The sequence below is a fragment of the Nocardia tengchongensis genome (assembly GCF_054781395.1).
In genome coordinates, this window is sequence record NZ_BAAGUM010000006.1 from 287,729 (window position 1) to 307,054 (window position 19,326).

General features: G+C 69.4%; 18 protein-coding genes and 1 riboswitch. Of the genes, 13 read left to right on the forward strand and 5 right to left on the reverse strand.

All coding sequences use genetic code 11. The features are described from left to right. Positions 1-159: 159 nt before the first annotated feature. A complete protein-coding gene (locus ACYVKL_RS12365) occupies positions 160-2,322 on the reverse strand; it encodes a terpene synthase family protein (RefSeq protein ID WP_379162355.1) in 2,163 nt (720 codons plus the stop codon). A 301-nt stretch (positions 2,323-2,623) separates the two neighbouring features. On the opposite strand from ACYVKL_RS12365, the gene ACYVKL_RS12370 reads away from it, so the two are divergent. Further along, the gene (locus tag ACYVKL_RS12370; protein ID WP_379162358.1) at positions 2,624-3,832 is read left to right on the forward strand and encodes a UDP-N-acetylglucosamine--N-acetylmuramyl-(pentapeptide) pyrophosphoryl-undecaprenol N-acetylglucosamine transferase; all 1,209 of its coding nucleotides are present in this window, start codon (positions 2,624-2,626) and stop codon (positions 3,830-3,832) included. A gap of 99 nt (positions 3,833-3,931) precedes the next feature. Beyond that, a complete protein-coding gene (locus tag ACYVKL_RS12375) occupies positions 3,932-4,288 on the forward strand; it encodes a ribosomal subunit interface protein (protein ID WP_379162361.1) in 357 nt (118 codons plus the stop codon). Between the two features lie 86 nt (positions 4,289-4,374). On the opposite strand, the gene ACYVKL_RS12380 is transcribed toward ACYVKL_RS12375, so the two are convergent. Continuing rightward, positions 4,375-5,235, reverse strand: a complete 861-nt coding sequence (locus ACYVKL_RS12380) for a helix-turn-helix transcriptional regulator (RefSeq protein ID WP_357192066.1) — start codon at positions 5,233-5,235, stop codon at positions 4,375-4,377. A 55-nt stretch (positions 5,236-5,290) separates the two neighbouring features. On the opposite strand from ACYVKL_RS12380, the gene ACYVKL_RS12385 reads away from it, so the two are divergent. From ACYVKL_RS12385 to ACYVKL_RS12415, 7 genes are all read left to right on the forward strand, one after another. After that, positions 5,291-6,928 carry an AMP-binding protein gene (locus tag ACYVKL_RS12385; RefSeq protein WP_379162364.1) on the forward strand — a complete coding sequence of 546 codons (1,638 nt, stop codon included), beginning with the start codon at positions 5,291-5,293 and terminating at the stop codon, positions 6,926-6,928. After that, a complete protein-coding gene (locus ACYVKL_RS12390) occupies positions 6,925-8,643 on the forward strand; it encodes an AMP-binding protein (RefSeq protein ID WP_379162367.1) in 1,719 nt (572 codons plus the stop codon). The genes ACYVKL_RS12385 and ACYVKL_RS12390 overlap by 4 nt, the downstream gene beginning before the upstream one ends. Before the next feature lie 57 nt (positions 8,644-8,700). Next, positions 8,701-8,892 (forward strand): hypothetical protein, encoded by a 192-nt coding sequence (locus ACYVKL_RS12395; RefSeq protein WP_213559998.1) that lies wholly within the window; start codon positions 8,701-8,703, stop codon positions 8,890-8,892. 125 nt (positions 8,893-9,017) lie between these two features. After that, positions 9,018-9,938 (forward strand): AraC family transcriptional regulator ligand-binding domain-containing protein, encoded by a 921-nt coding sequence (locus tag ACYVKL_RS12400; protein WP_379162370.1) that lies wholly within the window; start codon positions 9,018-9,020, stop codon positions 9,936-9,938. Positions 9,939-9,963: 25 nt separating this feature from the next. Then, a complete protein-coding gene (locus tag ACYVKL_RS12405) occupies positions 9,964-10,923 on the forward strand; it encodes an AraC family transcriptional regulator ligand-binding domain-containing protein (protein WP_379162373.1) in 960 nt (319 codons plus the stop codon). 45 nt (positions 10,924-10,968) lie between these two features. Next, positions 10,969-11,925: an AraC family transcriptional regulator ligand-binding domain-containing protein gene (locus tag ACYVKL_RS12410; protein WP_379162376.1), complete on the forward strand. Its 957-nt coding sequence runs from the start codon at positions 10,969-10,971 to the stop codon at positions 11,923-11,925. 198 nt (positions 11,926-12,123) lie between these two features. After that, positions 12,124-12,315 carry a hypothetical protein gene (locus ACYVKL_RS12415; protein WP_213559994.1) on the forward strand — a complete coding sequence of 64 codons (192 nt, stop codon included), beginning with the start codon at positions 12,124-12,126 and terminating at the stop codon, positions 12,313-12,315. 37 nt (positions 12,316-12,352) lie between these two features. Here the strand turns inward: ACYVKL_RS12415 and ACYVKL_RS12420 are convergent, their stop codons facing one another. From ACYVKL_RS12420 to ACYVKL_RS12430, 3 genes are all read right to left on the reverse strand, one after another. Next, positions 12,353-12,865 carry a DUF3558 family protein gene (locus ACYVKL_RS12420; protein ID WP_379162379.1) on the reverse strand — a complete coding sequence of 171 codons (513 nt, stop codon included), beginning with the start codon at positions 12,863-12,865 and terminating at the stop codon, positions 12,353-12,355. Continuing rightward, entirely contained in the window at positions 12,865-13,377 is a 513-nt protein-coding gene (locus ACYVKL_RS12425) for a DUF3558 domain-containing protein (protein WP_379162382.1), read from the reverse strand. The genes ACYVKL_RS12420 and ACYVKL_RS12425 overlap by 1 nt, the downstream gene beginning before the upstream one ends. 80 nt (positions 13,378-13,457) lie before the next feature. Beyond that, positions 13,458-13,627, forward strand: a riboswitch (M-box (ykoK) riboswitch). A 346-nt stretch (positions 13,628-13,973) separates the two neighbouring features. Next, positions 13,974-14,936, reverse strand: a complete 963-nt coding sequence (locus tag ACYVKL_RS12430) for a DNA polymerase domain-containing protein (protein WP_379162385.1) — start codon at positions 14,934-14,936, stop codon at positions 13,974-13,976. A 381-nt stretch (positions 14,937-15,317) separates the two neighbouring features. Between ACYVKL_RS12430 and ACYVKL_RS12435 the strand changes: the two genes are divergently transcribed. The 4 genes from ACYVKL_RS12435 (at position 15,318) to ACYVKL_RS12450 (ending at position 19,324) form a co-directional block, all read left to right on the forward strand. Then, a complete protein-coding gene (locus ACYVKL_RS12435) occupies positions 15,318-16,634 on the forward strand; it encodes a winged helix-turn-helix domain-containing protein (protein ID WP_379162388.1) in 1,317 nt (438 codons plus the stop codon). Positions 16,635-17,048: 414 nt separating this feature from the next. Next, on the forward strand, positions 17,049-18,038 hold the full coding sequence (gene fabD, locus ACYVKL_RS12440) for an ACP S-malonyltransferase (protein WP_379162391.1): 990 nt from the start codon (positions 17,049-17,051) through the stop codon (positions 18,036-18,038). 54 nt (positions 18,039-18,092) lie between these two features. Next, a complete protein-coding gene (locus ACYVKL_RS12445; protein WP_213559987.1) occupies positions 18,093-18,539 on the forward strand; it encodes an acyl carrier protein in 447 nt (148 codons plus the stop codon). Beyond that, positions 18,539-19,324 carry an SDR family NAD(P)-dependent oxidoreductase gene (locus ACYVKL_RS12450; protein ID WP_379162395.1) on the forward strand — a complete coding sequence of 262 codons (786 nt, stop codon included), beginning with the start codon at positions 18,539-18,541 and terminating at the stop codon, positions 19,322-19,324. Before ACYVKL_RS12445 ends, ACYVKL_RS12450 begins: the two co-directional genes overlap by 1 nt. Positions 19,325-19,326 lie beyond the last annotated feature (2 nt).

Genomic DNA, 19,326 nt, shown 5'->3' on the forward strand with positions numbered 1-19,326 from the left:
GTCACCGGACCCGATTCCGCTGTCCCGCAGGCCCTTCCGGTGCGAGAAGGCGGGGCCGGCCGCTGTCGACGAACTCATGGCAACCTCCAGTGAACCGCTGCGGACTCATGGTCGCCGGATGCAGCGCCGACCCGGCTCGCTCGGTGACGGACGACCGGATCAGCGGCGCGCCGCCGGGTCGGCCAGCACGCTGACGAAGGGACCCAGCGGGCGGCCGAACGCGGGCCGGGGCCGCGATACCCGCAAGGCCGCCTCGGAATAGCGACCGGTCATGCTGTGCCAGTACAGGTTTCCCGCCATCTGACCGCGGAGCCGCTCGACGTGGTCCAGAATCGCCGCCCGAACCTGCTCCGGCAGTGCGTGATCGGCGAAGAATCCGGGCAGCTGGTCGCGCACGACGAGTTCGAACTGCGCCAGCCGCTCATTGGCGAGATCCACCACGATCGCGGCCGCCTGTTCGCGCGAACAGCCCAGGAACGACTGGGTCAGATACACCAGGTTGTGCAACTCCTCGTCGTATTCGATCTCCCGCTGATAGGAATAGAGATCATTGACCAGTCCGGAGAAATCCTGCGCCGAATGTTGCAGCTGCCGAATGATACTGGCGTCGGCGAGCTCCACCATCCGGGAATCGGTGGCCAACTCGGGCGAATGCAGAGCATCCAGCGCGCCGAACAACGGCCCGCCGGAGGTGACTCGTCGCAATTCGAGATAGTCGACGGGGTCCGGCAATCGCTTCCGGGTCTCATTGTCCAGCACGGTGATCCAGCCTTCGAACAATTCGATCAGAGTCGCGCGCAACAGATTCCGACCACGCTCGTCGCACTCGGCCGACGTATCGGCCCACAGCGCGGCCAGTCCCAGTTCGAGCGGACTGATCGGCGCCGGGGCGGCCTCGGTGAGCTGAAGCGGTAAGCGCCGCAATTGGTCCCGGCCGCCGACCGGATCGGCGCGGAACACCCGTGTGGCCAGATCGTCGGCATAGGTTCCCCAGGTGCACCAGCGGCTGCGCAGCACCAGGTTCGCCGCGTCGGCCGCGGGATCGAGCATGGCCATCAGCGCGGGGAAGTCCGCGGCCGCCAGCGATTCGGCGGTCCAGCCGACCCGTGTGTCCAGCAGGCCCACCGACGCCGTCCACTCGGGCAGGTCCGCCCGGGCCAGATCGACGTGCGGATTCACCGTGACCCGGTACGGCATGACGAGCCCGCGCACCGGCAGCGGACCCGCGACCCGCGGCGGCGGCACATGCTGTTTCACCTGCACCCGCAACCCGGGCGCGAGCCGGGCCGCGGCGGTGCCCAGGCCGGTCGGCCCGCGATCGACGCCGCTGTTCATGTAGCGGCTCGAGCGCAGGTGCCACTCGTGGCCGCCGGACTGCCAGTCCTGCAAACCCTGGGTGTAGCGGGCCACGGCGTACTGCTCGGCCGGGGTGGCCGCGCGTTCGGCGAACAGTTGCGGCACTTCGGCGAGCGCGGTGTCCTCGAACTGCTTCAGCCGGGAGGTGAGCACGTCGTTGGTCAGCTCGGCGGCGGCCTGGGTGGGCAGGCCCAGGAACCGTTCCAGCACCAGCACCATGTTCGCGTTCTCGCCTTCGACCCGGACCTCGCGTTCGTAGGAGAACAGGTCGTTGCGCAGATGCACCGCGTCGGAGAAGGTTTCGCACAGCACCCGCAGCGGGCGTTCCTCCGCGAACCGGTCGGGTACCTCGGCGCCGCAGGCGAATTCGACCAGGGCGGCCGACCAGGGCGCGCCGCCCACGCGGCGGCGCATCTCGATGTACTCGACGGGATTGGCCACCCGGTCGCGGGCGATATTGTCCAGTTCCCAGAGGGATTCGACCATGAGGTTGTGGGTGGAGCGGCGCATGCGCCGGCGCCAGTCCGGGGACATGGCCGTGACGGTGCGGGCCCAGCAGTCGGCCAGACCGGCTTCCGAGGCATTCTCGGGTTGCGGTGCGGGACAGCCCGGTTCGGCCATGAACTCTTCCAGGCGGGCCAGGTAGCGGGTGGCCTCGGCGCGATTGCCGGTGTGCTTGTACTCCGCCAGGAACCAGTCGTCGAAGTAGAAGACCCAGATGTACCACTCGGTGAGCAGCGCCAAAGTCTCGGCGTCGCAGTCGGGATGGGTGTAGGCGCACAGCAGCGCGTACCCCATGCGATCCAATTTCTCTGCGTCCCAGATGGGTTTGCCGTCGACCCCGGGCTCGCCGAGCATGCCGAGGCGCTCGGCCCAGGCGGCGGCGTGGACGCGGGCGTAGTCGTGATGGGGGTTGAGCCGGGCAGGGTGCGGGGTATAGAAGTCGGGCAGGGTGAAGGGCTTCAATGCGGGGCCCTCTCGCTGGGGATGATCATGTGAGGGACAGGCCGGTATGCGCTGTGTTTTGGGAAATATGAATGCTTGCGAAAGACCGAACGGGACCGCGTCGGAACTCACTGCGAACGTGACTCGTACTGCGCCAACGTGATCAGTGTCACAACCATGGTAAAGGCCCGTAGCCGTCTCGCCAACACCCCGCAAATCAGTCCGACCGACCGGTACCTCCCGCAACCGTCCCCTGTCCCCCGCGCGAGATAGCCTGGGCTGTCCCGCCCGCGCCCCGCCATCCAGCCCAGGAGGATCGTCCATGTCGAATCCCGCCGCCGACCGCGCCCCGATCCTGCGTCGACTGGGCGATCGCGACCGGGTCCGGGTGATCGTCGCCGGCGGCGGCACCGGCGGGCACACCTATCCGGCGGTGGCGGCGGTGCGCGCGCTTCGGGATCTGGCAGCCGAGGCCGGCACCGCGGCCGAGGTGCTCTGGGTCGGCGTGCCCGACAGCCTGGAGCAGCGGGTGGCGGCCGAGAACGACATCGCCTTCACCGGCATCAAGGCCGGAAAGCTTCGCCGCGACCGCAATCCGCTCAAAATGCTCAACAAGGACAATGCCCGCGACGCGCTGCGGGTGCCGGTGAGCGTGCTCGCCGCCCAGGGCGTGGTGGGCCGGTTCCGGCCCGACGCGGTGCTGTGCACCGGCGGCTACGTGTGCGCCCCGATCGGCATGGCGGCCGCGCTGCGCCGCCGACCCCTGGTGATCCACGAGCAGACCACCGGCATCGGCAAGGCGAACCTGCTGCTGGCCCGGATGGCCGACCGCATCGCGCTCAGCTCCGACGCCTCGGTCGCCCTGCTGCCCGCCAAGGTCCGGGACCGGGCGCTGGTCACCGGCAACCCGATTCGGCCCGCCCTGACCACCGGCGATCCGGCCGCGGCGGTCAAGGCGCTGGACTGGGACGGCTACACCCCCGGCCTGCCGACCCTCTACATCACCGGTGGCGCGCAGGGCGCGGTGCAGATCAACGACCTGATCCGGGAGCTGTTGCCCGAACTGCTGCACTCCGCCAACGTGATTCACCAGTGCGGGCGGCTGTCCTTCGAGCAGGTGCGCGATTTCGCCGCCACGCTGCCCGACGACGTGCGCGGGCGCTACCTGGTGCGCGAGTTCATCGGCCCGGAACTGCCGGACGTGCTGGCCCTGGCCGATGTGGTGGTATCCCGTTCCGGCGCGGGCACTCTCGCCGAGCTCACCACGCTGGGCAAGCCGTCGGTGCTGATCCCCTACCCGCACTCGGTGGGCGGCGAGCAGATCCGCAACGCCCGGATCCTGGCCGACCACAATGCCGCTCGCACCCTGGACGGCGCGGACGCCACCGCGGACAATCTGCGGGCCGCGCTGACCGAGCTGCTCACCGAATCCGAGACCCGCGCAGCCGTTTCCGCCGCCGCGCGCGCCCTGGGCCACCCCGACGCGGCCGAGCACCTCGCCCTGACCGTGCTGGACCTGGCCACCCGGTGATTTCGGTCGCCACGCGATGAATCGCACAGGCGAGTCTCAGCCTGGATAGGTATGGTCGAAGGTGTCAGCAAGTTCTCGGCAATTACCGAGAGATTGGAGATGCCAGCCATGCAAATCCAGGTCTTCGCCGACCGGAACGTCGGCGGCGGCGCGATCGCCCAGGATGCAACCGGTACCATCGCTGCGGTTCTGGACCGGTTCGCGGATCATCTCACCCGGGTCGAAGCCCACATCACCGATGTGAACGGACACAAGGGCGGTTCCGAAGACAAGAAGTGCACCCTCGAAGCCCGGCCCAAGGGCCAGCCACCGGTGGCCACCACCCACCGCGCGGCCACCGCCGAGGACGCCTACACCGGGGCCGCCGACAGCATGGCGCACCTGCTCGACAGCAAGTTCGGCAGACTCCACCACGCCAAGGGCGGCGAAAGCATTCGCCACCTCGTCGCGGATTGACAACTCTCGTAGCTCTCAGGGGCATGCCCCTGAGAGCCCAGGAGAATCCCAGATGTTGTCACCCCTGCCCTACGGGGTAGGGGTGACTACGGAAGTAGCCCGAGGCGGCGTGCTCGCACGACCGCCTCGTGGCGATTATGGGCCCCGAGCTTGGTCATGGCGCTGCGCAAGTAGCTCTTGACGGTTTCGGCGCGCAGGGAAAGCCGCTGTGCCGCTTCCAGATTCGTGCAGCCCAGGGCGATGTGGGCGAGCACGTCCAGTTCCCGCGGAGCCAGCGTCACCGCGTCGTCGGCCGCGGCCACGCCCGAGACCAGGCGCGCGAGCTTCTCGGTGACATCCCGCAGGCGCGCCCGCGCCGTGGCGTCGGAGACCACCTGGGTGATGCCCCGCAGTTCCGCATGCAGGTCCCGGAGTTGTTCGGTGGCAATCGAATTGGCGCTCGTCAGGGCGTCGCGCGCGAACGAGAGCCGCAGTCGCCGATCCACCTCGTCCCGAATGACCAGTTCGGTGCTGAGCCGCCGGGCGGCCTGCACCATCTCGTCGGCGACGCCGTCGCCGATCACCCCCGACTCGCGGGTGGCGACATAGATCACCGCGCGCGCCTCGCCCTTCACCACCACCGGCACCGCCACCACCGCGCGCAGGCCCTCGCCCAGCACCGGACCGTCGTAGTGGTGGGTGATGGTGGAGGCCGAGCGGTAGTCGGCCACCGAGCGCGGCCGGCCGGACGCCACCACCGAGCCGCCCAGCCCCGAGCTGGGCGCGACCGCCAGCCCGCGCATGCCGTTGGTGCGGGTCCCGACGAACTCGCTGAGCACCAGCGTGCCCGCGTGCACCTCGCCCCCGAACACCACCGGAAGTTTGCTGAGCGCGGCGAGACCGCGCAGCTCAGCGCGCAGGGCGTCGCCGTCGCTGGGACGCAGGAGCCCGTCGGCGGCGGTGGTCATCGGTCAGCCCCTTTCGGGGGTAGTCGAGGGTGAGTGTGACGTAGATCCTACTGGTGTGAGCGAGAGCACGAGCTACACCTACGGAGTCTGGGACGCTCCCCTGCTGGGCGACACCATCGGGGCGAACCTGGACCGGACCACCGCGGCGCATCCGGACCGCGAGGCCCTCATCGACTACACCACCGGCGTCCGCTGGACCTACCGCGAGTTCACCGCCGAGGTGGACGCGCTGGCCCTGGGCCTGCTGGCGGCCGGCATCGGCAAGGGCGACCGGGTGGGCATCTGGGCCCCGAACTGCCCGCAGTGGACCCTGACCCAGTACGCGACCGCCAAGATCGGCGCGATCCTGGTCAATATCAATCCGGCCTACCGGTCCCACGAGCTGCGCTATGTGCTGGGCCAGGCCGGGGTCCGGCTGCTGGTGGCGGCCCCCTCGTTCAAGACCTCCGACTACGCGGCCATGATCGACGAGGTGCGCCCGGAGTGTCCTGAGCTCGAGCAGGTGGTGCTGCTGGACAGCATCGAGTGGCGCGATGTGTTCGCCACCGGCCGCGCGGCCGATCCGGATCTGCTGGCGGCGGCGCAGTCGGCGCTGTCCACCGACGATCCGATCAATATCCAGTACACGTCCGGCACAACGGGTTTCCCCAAGGGCGCGACGCTGAGCCACCACAATATCCTGAACAACGGCTATTTCGTGGGCGAGCTGTGCGGCTACACCGAGCAGGACCGCATCTGCATCCCGGTCCCCTTCTATCACTGTTTCGGCATGGTGATGGGCAATCTGGCCGCCACCACGCACGGCGCGGCCATGGTCATTCCGGCCCCGTCCTTCGACGCGCGCGCCACCCTGGAAGCCGTTGCGGCCGAACGCTGCACCTCGCTGTACGGGGTGCCGACCATGTTCATCGCCGAGCTGGCCGATCCGGATTTCGACGCCTACGACCTGTCCTCGCTGCGCACCGGCATCATGGCCGGATCACCGTGCCCGGTGGAGGTGATGAAGCAGGTCATCGAGCGCATGGGGATGCGCGAGGTGAGCATCTGTTACGGCATGACCGAGACCAGCCCCGTCTCCACCCAGACCCGCCGCGACGATTCGCTGGTGCAGCGCACCGCCACCGTCGGGCGGGCCGGGCCGCACCTGGAGATCAAGATCGTGGACCCGGTGACCGGCGTGACGGTCCCGATCGGGCAGGCGGGCGAGCTGTGCACCCGCGGGTATTCGGTCATGCTCGGCTACTGGGGTCAGCCGGAGAAGACCGCCGAGGCCATCGACGCCGCTCGTTGGATGCACACCGGCGACCTGGCCACCATGGATGCCGACGGCTACGTCGCCATCACCGGGCGCATCAAGGACATGGTGATCCGGGGCGGCGAGAACATCTACCCGCGCGAGATCGAGGAATTCCTCTACACCCACCCCGACATTCTCGACGCCCAGGTGATCGGCGTGCCCGACGCCAAGTACGGCGAGGAACTGATGGCGTGGGTCCGGTTGCGGCCGGGCGCGACCGAATTGACCGCCGCAGGTCTGCGCGAGTTCTGCACCGGCAAGCTCGCCCATTTCAAGGTGCCGCGTTACGTGCATGTCGTCGAGGAGTTCCCGATGACGGTGACCGGCAAGATCCGCAAGGTCGAGATGCGCGAGATCAGCGTGCGGTTGCTCGGCCTGAACGAGGAGAACGCGTGAAGCACAACACCGATGCCTATCGTGCGGCCCGGGACGGGCTGCTGGCCGCCGGCACCGACTACGACTCGGCCGTCCGCGATTTCGAATGGCCGCGGCTGACCGGTGAATTCAACTGGGCTACCGACTGGTTCGACGTCATCGCCCGCGGCAACGAGCGGCCCGCCCTGTGGATCGTCGAAGAGGACGGGTCCGAGCAGCGGGTCAGCTTCGACGAGATGGCCGACCGCTCCGACCGCGTGGCGACCTGGCTGTCCGGTTTGGGCGTCGGCAAGGGCGACCGGGTGATGCTCATGCTGGGCAATCAGGTCGAGCTGTGGGAGGCGATGCTGGCGGTGGCCAAGCTGGGCGCGGTCATCATGCCGACCACCGGCGCCCTGGGCCCGGCCGACCTGAGCGACCGGATCGAGCGGGCGGGAGCGCGTTTCGTCATCGCCAATCACGGCGACACCGGCAAGTTCGACGAGGTGCCCGGTGACTACACCCGAATCGTGGTGGACGAGGCGGGTCTTTCGAACGACACCGCCGGCTGGCATCCCTACGCCGACGCCGCGGCCGTGGACTCGGCCGGGCCGTTCCGGGCCGTCACCGAAGTGACCGATCCGCTGCTGATCTACTTCACCTCCGGCACCACCAGCAAGCCCAAGATGGTGCAGCACTCCCAGATCAGTTATCCGGTCGGTCATCTGACCACCATGTACTGGATCGGGGTCCGGCCCGGCGACGTGCACCTGGCCATCAGCGCGCCCGGCTGGGCCAAGCACGCCTGGAGCTGCTTCTTCACGCCGTGGCTGGCCGAGGCCACCGTATTCGTCTACAACTACGCGCGTTTCGATGCCGCGGCCCTGCTGGCGCAGCTGCGCCGCGCGGAGGTGAACACGTTCTGCGCGCCGCCCACGGTGTGGCGCATGCTCATTCAGGCCGACCTCGGCGAGCGACCGGCCGGTCTGCGTGAAATCCTCGGCGCCGGTGAACCCTTGAACCCCGACGTCATCGCGCAGGTCGAGAAGGCCTGGGGCCTGACCATCCGGGACGGCTTCGGTCAGACGGAAACCACGCTGCAGGTGGGCAATACGCCCGGGCAACCGCTGGTGCCCGGCTCCATGGGGCGGCCCGCGCCCGGCGTGCCGGTGGTGCTGGTGGATCCGATCACGGGGCAGCTCGCCGACGAGGGCGAGATCTGCCTGGATCTGGCCGCGGCGCCGGTCAACCTGATGACCGGCTATCTCGGTGACCCCGAACGCAATGCCGCGGTCATGGCGGGCGGCTACTACCACACGGGCGATGTCGCGGCTCGGGATGCCGATGGCCACATCACCTATATAGGCCGCACCGACGACGTGTTCAAGTCCTCCGACTACAAGGTGTCGCCCTTCGAACTGGAGAGCGTGCTGATCGAGCATCCGGCCGTGGTGGAGGCCGCCGTTGTCCCGCAGCCCGACGACACGCGGCTCGCCGTGCCGAAGGCATACGTTTCGCTGGCGGCCGGGTGGGAACCCAACGCCGAAACCGCCCGAGCCATCCTCGAATACGCCCGCGATCACCTGGCGCCCTACCTCCGGGTGCGTCGCCTGGAATTCACCGAGCTACCGAAGACCATCTCCGGCAAGATCCGCCGCGTCGACCTGCGCCACCGCGAGGAGCAGGCGCACGCGGCGGGCACCACCATCCCCACCGAGTACCGCTACGAGGACGTCCTGGGCGACACCACCCGCTGAATCCGTATACCGCACCACCCCTTCGATGCCCTGCCCCTACAACAGATCGGAACACCCGTGCGCTACACCGTGGAAACCGCTACCGCTTACGTCATCGAAGCCCTGGAGGCGAAGGGAACCGCCACCCGCGAGGACTTCGATGTGACCGAGATCGTCAGCACCACCCACAACATCACGCAGACATGGGATTTCCGGGCCGTCGACCGCGGCCGCTTCTGGGGCATCGCCGCCACTTTCCTGCGGGCCTGACCCACAGGAAAACGCTCGACCCGGCCCGCTCGCCGCCACCCGCAGAAATTCGGTGGGCGAGCGGGCTGTCTCACAGTTCGGCGAATTCCGGGTTTCCGGCCCGGAATTGACCGCACCATTGGCAGATGCACACCTCCGACTCCGTGCTGCTGCCCCGATTCGTGCTGTCCCGAGCCGCGTCCGCGGGCCTGGATCCGACCCGTCTGGCGCGGGCCGCCGGCATACCGGGCTGGTTACTGGCCGACGGTGACGCCCGGGTCTCGAGCGACTACTTCCCGCGGCTGTGGGAGTTGTTCGAGCACGAGCTGGACGATCCGGAGGCGACCCTGCGGGCCACCGGCAGCTACCGGCTCGGCGAATTCGGCCTGATCGACTACCTGATCTCGACCGCGGACACGGTCGGCGCGGGCCTGCACGTGCTGGGACCCTTCGTCGGCTCGATCTCCACCAACTTCCGCCTCGAACCCGGCGAGCAGACCGAGACCGAGTCGACCTTCGACGTCTACACCGTCAACATGGACGGCCGCGGCCGGGATCTGTCGGTGCAGATGGCCCTGACCTCGCTGGTCTCGCGCATGCGCCAGATAACCGGTCAGCCCATGGATCCGGTGCGGGTGGAGTTGCGGGAACGCGCTCCGCGCCGGCTGGACGCCTTCACCGAGCAGTTCGGCACGGCCCGCCTGGATTTCGGCGCCGCACTGGACCGCGTCACCTTCCGCAACGCCGACTTCGAACGAACGCAGATCACCGCCGATCCCCTGCTGGCGGCGGTGCTGCGGCGACACGCCGCCACCATGCCGCCGCCGCCCCCGCGCGCCACCGAGTGGCCCGACCGGGTGGCCGCGGCGCTGGCCGAGGCGCTCGACGGCACCGACCCGCTGCTCGATCAGGTCGCCCGCCGCCTCTACACCAGCCCCCGCACCCTCCAGCGCCGCCTCGCCGAATCGGGCACCACCTGGCGGCTGGAGGTCGATCGGGCCCGCAAGCGGCACCTCGAGGAGTTCCGCTCGGCTGGGACGGGCCCGCCCGCCCACGACGCGCTATGACCGATCGAACACCAGCTGTCGCACGATGTTTCACAATCCGTCCGGCGGTGCGCGGGTGACCGGCGCGGACAGCGTGCTGCTGGCGCGGTTCGTGCTCACCCGGGCTCGGGCGGCGGGGTTGGACCCGGTGGATTTGGCGCGCGCGGCGGGGATCGGGCCGGGCGCGATGGAGGAGACCTCGGGAAGTGTTCCGGGGCAGTGTTACCCGCGATTGTGGGAGTTGTTCGAGCGCAGGGTGGATATGCCGCACGTGGGACTGCGGGCGGCCGAACGTCACGGAATGGGGGAACTGGGGATGATGGATTATCTGCTCGCGACCGCGCCGACGGTCGGCGAAGGGTTCCGGGCCGTAGGCGAATTCGGGTCGCGGCTATCGGGCAACCGCCGGGTGGCGGTATTCGCCGAGAACGACCGGCAGGTCACCTTCACAGCGGAGACGGCGGCGCAGGGGCGCGGGTCGGAGGTCGCCGCACAGGCGAGTTTCGCCTTCCTGACTGCCCGCGCCCGGCAGGCGGCGCGGGCGCGGATCACACCGGTCGCGGTCACGCTGCGCGAGCGCCCACCCCGGCGGCAGACGCCGTACCGGGAGTTCTTCGGCACGGCGGCAGTCGATTTCGGCGCCGAGACCGACACCTTCACGGTGCTGCGCCACGACCTGGACCGGCCGCAGCATTCCGCCGATCCACGGCTGGCCGCGGTGCTGCGCCGCGGTGCTGCGGTTGCGACCCTGTCCAGCCCGCCCGCCCGGGCCTGGGTCGATCTCCTTGCGGCCGAACTCGATTCGCTGCGCGACCGGGCGGAGACGCCCGGATCGGATCCGGACGGCGCGGACTTCCGCGCGGCGGTGACCCTCGAGACGGTGTCACTGGACGACATCGCGCGGCGGCTGGGTGCCAGTCCGCGCACCGTGCAGCGGCGGTTGGCGGCGGCCGACACCAGCTGGACCCGGGAGCTGGCGAGCGCTCGCCGCCGGACCGCGTGCTGACGGGCGGCCGTGAACACTCGATCCGATTGTCACGACAGCATTCTCATGGCCCGCTTCGCTTTGGAGCGGGCGGCGCGCGCCGGACTCGACCCGGACCGGATCGCCCGGCTCGCGGGGGTGCCCGCCTGGCGCGAGGGCGGTGAGGACACCCGGGTCTCGCCCCGGTACTGCCTGCGGGTGTGGGAACTGATCGAGCGCGAGACCGGGGATCCCGATATCGCGCTACGGGTTTCCGACGAGAGCACCACCGGCGAGTTCGGACTGCTCGAGTACCTGTTCCTGTCCGCGGCGACACTGGGCGACGCACTGGACGCTTGTGTGCGCTATACCGGCAGTCTCACAACGAGTTACAGCTTCCGGGTGGCCGAGCGCTCCGACGAGGAGATCCGCTTCCAGGTGCTGTCCGGCGTGGAGGACTGCCGGGGCCGGGAACTGCTGGTACAGGCCACCTTCGCGCTGCTGATCGGGCGGGGGCGGGCCTCGACCCGGTGCCCGGTGGTGCCCACAGCGGTGACCTTCCGGCAGGCCGCGCCCGCCGACCCGGCCACCGTCATCGAGCTGTTCGGCACCCGGGCAGTCGATTTCGGCAACGCGGCCGACTCCGTGACACTGCGGACGGCGGATCTGGCGCTGCCCATGAAGACGGCCGATCCCGAACTGACGGCCGTGCTGCTGGCCTACGCGGCCACTCTGCCGGCCACTCCGGAGGTCGGGGTGACGTGGCTGGAGCAGTTGGGCGAGGCCATCGACGGCGCCCTGGCGGACGGCGCGGCCACTCTGGAAGTGGTTGCGCGAAGGCTGCTGACCTCCCCTCGCTCATTGCAACGCCGGCTCGCCGAGGCCGGAACCACTTGGCGGCGTGAGGTTGACCGCGCACGCCGCCGCAGATTACAAGCCGCCGAACATCTTCCGCGCGCCCAGCAGGCGGAATTCCTCGGTTACGCGGATCCGGCGAGCCTGCGACGGGCGGTCCAGCGCTGGCGTGAGCGCGATGATTCGTGAGATCCTGACCCTGCCAGAAGACCGAAATCGCACCTACCGTACGGTATTCCGGCAACCACGCAGCAAGGTTGGCGTGTCCCGGACCGGTTTGGCGCTTTCGGAACTCCCGCACGACGCGGCCGGAAATCAGACTGGTCGGCAACGCCATGATGGCCCCTGCGTTCCACCCCCGGACCGGTACTCGATTGGAGCTTCCTCGTGCCCCACACCGCAGAAACCGCCACCGCCTACGTCGTCACCGCCGTCGAGGCCAAAGGCACGGCCACCCGGCACGACTTCGACATCAAGTCCATCGTGACCACCACCCACAGCCTCACCGAGAGCTGGGATTTCCACACCGTGGACCCGAACATGTTCTGGAACATCGTCGCCACGTTCCTGGAGCACTGAGTCGAGCGACGCGGGCCACCGGCGTTCCGGGGGCGCGTCAGATCCCGTCGACCGAGAGCGTCGCGTTCATCAGATTCATGGCGGCGGCGCACGGATCGGGGCGCGCACCGTGATCGCGGTTGCGCACCCACCAGGTGACCGTGCCGGTATCGGCCACCGTGACCGCGCAGGCACCTGGATCATTCGGGTCACGCCAATACATGCCGCCGAAGTTCTTCACGACCAAACGCTCGATCTGGTAACCGAATCGGTCGGCGATCCGCACCTCGCGCGCGAGCGTGTCGTCCCGCAGCCAGGCATAGGTGATGTCCACCGCGCCGCCACCGGGATTCGTGGCGGTCCAGTCGCACACGGTGGGCGCGCTCTGCTGCCGCATGCCGGTGACGCCGATGGCGGCGGCGAGCTTCTGATCCTCGAGCGGACCGCAGCCCGCGAGCAGGTTCGGGTCGGCGGCCGGGCGCACCTCGGCCTGCGGACCACCGTGCGAACAACCGGACAAAGCGGCGATCAGCAACGCCGCCAGCGTGATTCGCGCTATGGTCCGTGCCATCAGCTCTGCCCCGCGTTCGTCAAGGTGGCCGCGGCCAGTTGTTCCACGCCCTGACAGGATCGCGCGCTCACCCGCTCGGACCAGTCGATGAAGTCGGTGTCGCCGAATGCCACGGCGACCTCACAGGATTGCGCGCCCCGCCACTCGATGCCCGATTGCCCGGCGACCCGGACCGTTTCGGGCTTCCCGGCGGTGACCTGGTCCCGGCGGGCCTCCAGCGAACTGCCCCGGAACCAGTGGAACACGACCGCGTAGTCGCCGCCCGCGGCCGGCTGCCAGGCGCAGCTCACCGGATTGGCCGAAACGCGCTGCACACCGATCGATCCCGTCGCCTGGGCGACCTCGGCGTCGGACACCCCGCCGCAGAGGCCGACGGTGTCGGGCGAGGGCAGCACCGCCTGCGGCGCGGTCGTGGTGGCCGGCGCCGCCCGCTGCTCCGAGGAGCTGCCGCAGCCCGCGACCGTCAGCCCGATCAGGGCGATCCCCACCGCCGCGCGTCCCGCTCTCGTCACGCCGCCCAGCGTAGGCGAATCCCGCGATCGGCGAATACCGGTGCTCTTCGACAATTCATAGGGGCTTTACTACCGTCGATATCGCACCTCGATAGGCGAGGCTCCTGCAGGAACACAGGCCACTGATCTGACGACGTCGAGAGACGCCCAAGGTCAGGACAGATTTCCCCGGATCAAGGGGTAATCCAAAGTGGCTTTCCGATTCGGAACACGTCGTGCAGTGCCGAAGCTCTGACGAGAGGGGTGCGCGTCCCGCCCGGTTCCCGGGCAGACCCCCCCGCGTGCGCTGATGAATCCGCGTATGAGCTGGGTGAGGAGGTTCCGGTCACATGACAGCTGATGACGACCCCGGACCTCCGGTCCCGCACTCGTAATTCTCCGGTATTCGGCGACGCCCGCCCCCGCGATTCGGTGTTCGTCTATTTCCGCGTGCCATTTTCCGAATAGATGCGGATTGATCCAATGACGCTCCAGATCACCATTCCCACCCCGCCCGAAACACGGCAGCCGATGCCACTGCCGCGGAAGTGGACCAGGCCTACCGGCTACCCGCCGACACCGGCGAGCACGAACACACCCGCCGCGCGGCCTGAGGGTCACTCCTCGCGGCGGGCCCGGGCGCGGCGCTTGCCCTCGTGCATCGCCTGCACCCGGGCCACCGGGATGGTGTGCCCCTCGGCGATGAGATCCGCTGGGAGAGACTGTGGTTCGGGCATCGCCTCGGCCCAGGGATCACGGTCGCCGAGCAGCCCGGCGGCGGTGCGCACGGTGAAATCGCGCGGATCGACATTCGGCAGGTCCGCCCAGCTCACCGGAAACGAGACGGTCGCGCCCGGTCGCACGCGCGGGCTGTACACCGACACCACCGTCGCGCCGCCCGCCCGGGTGGAATCGAGAAAAACCTTGCCGCCCCGGTCTTCCCGAATGAAGGCGGTGGTCGCCAGGTCCGGATCGAGTCGCTCGGCGCGGGCCGCGACGGCCCGGGTGGCGGCCGCGGCGTCCTCGATATCGACGCCGGACCGCACCGGCACGAAGATGTGGACACCCTTGGACCCGCTGGTCTTCACCGCGCCCGCCAGCCCGTCCGCCGCCAGCGCCTGCCGGACCAGTTCGGCCGCGGCCACCGCCCGGCCGAACGGCTGCCCCGGTTCGGGGTCGATGTCGAGCACCAGATGGGTGGGCCCGCCGGAATAGTCGGCGAGGTTCTCGGCGAGCAGCAACGTGACGTGATACTCCACCGCCCGCTGGTTCCCGAACCACAGCAGCGTCCGCACGTCGTCGCACAGGGCATAGGACACTTCACGTTTCGAGCTGCCGGCCCACAGCGTCGCCCGCCGCACCCAGTCCGGCGTGTACTTGGGCAGGTTCTTCTGCATGAACGGTTCCTGCCCGGGACGCACCCGCACCACCGACAGCGGCCGCTCCCGCAGCGACCCCACCATGCGCTCGCCGACCGCCTCGAGATAGTCGATGAGCTCCCCCTTGGTGGCCTCGGCCCCGTCGAAGAGGGGACTGTCGAGACTGGAGAACTTCAGACCGGCCCGCGCGTCTTCACCCATCGGCCCACCTTGCGCCGCGGCCGTGGCCGCGTCAACCGTCGCGGCCGAGCGGCGCGGCGGAAAACGTATCCCGATGATTTCGGAATCGCATCAATGCGCAACGACGGCGGGTTTTCGAAACCGGCAATTTGTTGCCATTGCGCCATGGCCGGCGACCCCGCACGCCGATACGCAGCGGTGATGCCGGTCACTTCACGCGACGGCCGCGGGACTGCCCCGAATTGTGTTGACCTCTTCCGAAATTCGAGCAGATCTGCCCTAAACTCCCGGCCTCATAGGCAACGCCGCCTGTCCTGCGCGCACGTGTTCTCCGCGCGCCACCCTTTCACGAGATCAGGTGAGAAATTGTCGGACGGTCCCCCTCACCCTGCCTTGTCCGCGGTGCCGACCTCGCACCGCATCGACACCGCCCGCGGCGATTACCGGGTGCCGACCTTGACCGGACGGCACGCGCAGCTCACCGAGCTGCGCAGACTCCTGCGCGATCCCGCCATCCGCCTGCTCACCGTGACCGGACCGGCGGGGGTGGGCAAGAGCCGGCTGGCCGCCTCGGCGCTGGCCGCACCCGAATACCGCGATCGGCCCACTGCCACAGTGGATCTCGCGAATGTCATCGACGCGCCGGAGTTGTGGCTCGCGGTGCTGGCCGCCACCGTGCGCCGCCCGGTGCCGCGCTGCCCCGAGGGCGGCGTCACCGAGATCCTCACCGACCTGGCCGCCGCGCTCGACGGCCGGCCCGCGATCCTGGTGCTGGACAACTGCGATCGGCTCGCCGCCGAGATCGCCGCCGATGTCGCCGCGCTGCTCGCCCGATGCCCGGAGCTGACCGTCGTCACCACCAGCAGGCGCGCGCTCGCGCTCTATCAGGAGTGCCTGTTCCAGGTGCCGCCGCTGCCTTGGCGCACCGACCACACCGATCCCGCCTATGGCACCTCCCCGGCAGTTCGGTTGCTGCTCAACAGCATCGACACGCGCTACCGCAGCACCGCGGCCGTCGCCGCCACCGGTCTGCTCGACGCGATCGCCGGGGAACTGGGCGGGGTGCCGCTGGCGCTGGAACTGGCGGCGAGCTCGATCGGCCGGATCGGCGCCCAGCGGACGCTGGAGCGCATCCGATCCGGCCATCCGCTCATGCCCTCGCCGTTCGTCGACACCCCGGCCCGGCACCGCACCATCCGCGACTGTGTGGAATGGGCTCCGACCGAGCTCGACGACGCGACCCTCGAACTGCTGCTGCACCTGTCGAGATACGAGGTCGCCGTCGACCTCGAAGAGGTGCGGCTGCTCAGCGGCGAGCCCGGCGACCGCACCGAGGAGCGACTGGCCATGCTGGTCGATCACAGCCTGCTCGACCACGACGCCGACGCCGCGGGCAATCTCCGCTACCGCATGTCCGGGCTCACCAGGACCTATTGCCGGCAGCTGCTGCACGCCGAACCCGAACGGCGCGAACACCGCTCGGCCGCTCCGCCGCCCGAGGCCGATCCGGAGTCGCCGGTGTCCCGGCTCACCAAGCGCCAGCTGCAGATCGCGCATCTGGTCGCGGCGGGCATGACCAATCGCATGATCGCCACCCAGCTCGGCATCGCCGAGTGGACGGTGGTGAACCATCTGCGCCAGGTGATGACCAAGCTGGAGTGCCCGTCGCGGCTGCACGTGGCCCTGGTGATCGAACGCGAGACCCAGCAGCCCGCCTGAGGACTCGCCGCACCATCCGGGACCGGTCACAGTATCGACGTGGGTCACCCGCGCCGAATAGCAATATCCTGCCCGCTCCGACAGACCCCGGATTTACCGGCTTGATCGTAATAATACTGTCGGTCAACAGGTTTCAAGCCGCGGGCCGTTCTCCGGGTCGCCGCTGGCAAGGGGGTCGCATCATGCGCTCACGACGGTATTTCCCCGCTCACACCGGCATCCGGGCAGCTCGCTCCACCATCACGACAGCGTCCGCGACTACTTCGAATCACCTGCATCGCCCAGATCGCTACTGCGTGTTTGGTTTTCCTCGAGGCCCGCTCGAGCCGCGATTCACATACTCGGGACGCGGACAGCGACGTTCGGGATCTGACCCGAAGTAGCCATGGCTACCTGCACGATTCGGAAGACATCATGAACGCCAATCTGATCGCGGCGGCCCACACGCCGGCCCAGCCGGCCGCCCATGACGGACAACGACGGGTGCTGGCCATGTTCCCCGGGCAGGGATCCCAGCGCGAGGGCATGGCCGCCCACCTGATCCGGGAACACCCGGCCACCGCCGGAGCGGTCTTCGAACGGGCCGACGAATGCCTGGGCCTGCCGCTGCGGGCACTGTGCACCGAGGGCGACGCGGAGCAGCTGCGCGCCACCGAGATCGCGCAACCGGCCATCCTGGCCACCGCGCTGGCCACCTTCGAGGTGCTGCGCGCCGAGGGCTTCGCGCCCGACCTGGTGGCCGGGCACAGCCTCGGCGAATTCGCGGCGCTGGCCGCGGCCGGGGTGCTGGACCTGGCCGACGCGCTGACCCTGGTGCGGTTGCGGGGCGAGCTGATGGCCGAGATCGCGGCCGCGGTGCCGGGTGCGATGACCGCCGTCGCCGGGGTGCCCGCGGCCCGGATCGAGGAGATCTGCGCCGGCGTGGACGGGGTCGTCGAGCTCGCCAACTACAACGCGCCCGACCAGTCGGTCATCTCCGGTACCGCCGACGCGGTGGCCGCCGCGACCGAACTGCTGCGCGCCGAGGGCGCGGGCTCGCTGACCGCGCTGCGGGTCGGCGCGCCGTTCCACTGCTCGCTCATGGCCACGCTCGAGGAGCGGTTCGCCGCGGGACTGCACCTGGCCGACTTCCGCGATCCGACCACCACTGTCATCAGTTCCGTTACCGCACAACCCGTTTCGAGTGGCCAGGAGGCGCGGGAACTGCTGCGCCGCCAGCTCACCGCCCCGGTCCGCTGGATCGAGGTGATCGGCGCCGCCGCCGAACTCGGCTGCACCGACTACCTGGAGATCGGCCCCGGACGCGTGCTGTCCGGACTCGCCAACCGCATGGTCGCCGACGCCACCGTGCGCAGCACCCAGGACGCCCGCCGCATCGCCGCGGCCGTCGCCGAATACGCCTGACTCCCAGCCGAATACGGCTGATCACCCAACCCCCCACCGAGAAGGAGTACAACCATGCCCGAAACCACCACCGACTTCGCCCCCGCCGTCATCGACGCGATCGCCGACGCCCTCGGCATCGACCAGTCCGAGGTCACCCTCGACGCCACCCTGATCGACGAACTCGGCGCGGAATCCATCGACCTGCTCGACATCCTGTTCCGCATCCACCGCGACACCGGCGTGAAGATCGCCGTCGCCGACGTCCAGGAACTGCTGCAGGGCGGTATCCCCGACGACGAGTTCGGCGACGAGAACGAGATCGTCTCCGAGATCGGCCTCGCCCACCTGGAGAAGGTGCTGCCGCAGTTCGACCGCAGCAAGCTCAACGGCCCGCTGCGCGGCGAGCAGGTGCTCGGCCTGGTCACCGTGCGCAACCTGGTCGACCTGGTCGCCCAGCGCTCGGCCGCGCCGGACAACACCGAAGAGGCCGCGGCGGCCGAGGCCGAAGAGGTCGCCTGATGTCGGACCAGCAGGATTTCGCCGGGAAGGTCGCGCTGGTCACCGGCGCGTCCCGCGGCATCGGCCGGGCGGTCGCGCTGACCCTGGCCCGCCGCGGCGCGGCGGTCGCGGTCAACTACCGATCGCACAAGGACGAAGCCCTCGAGGTGGTCGCGGAGATCGAGGGCGGCGGCGGCCGGGCGATCGCCGTCGGCGCGGACGTCTCCGACCTCGCGGCGGCCAAGGACCTGGTCGAGCAGACCCGGAACCAGTTGGGCGGCTTGCACATTCTGGTCAACAACGCGGGCATCACCCGCGACGGCCTGCTGCACGACATGGACCCGGCCGAGTGGTGGAAGGTCATCCAGGTCAACCTGGGCGGCGCCTTCAACTGCACGCACGCCGCGGCCGGGCACCTGATGGCCCAGGGCGAGGGCGCGATCGTGAACGTCTCGTCGATCATGGGCGAGAAGGGCCTGACCGGGCAGTCGAACTACTCCACCTCCAAGGGCGCGATGAACGCGCTGACGCTGGCCTGCGCGGTGGAGATGGCCCGGTTCGGGGTGCGGGTCAACGCCGTCCTGGGCGGCGTCATCCCCACCGATCTCATCGGTGACCTGCTGCAACGCGACAACGGGCGGGGCCGCACCCATGTCCCGATGCGGCGCTACGGCGACGTGCAACAGGTCGCGGAAGCGGTGGCGTTCCTGGCGAGCCCCGCCGCCGACTACGTCACCGGAGAGCTGCTGCGGGTGGACGGCGGCCTCGCGGTGCAGCTCAGCAACGGCCGCCTGGTCTCCCGCTGATC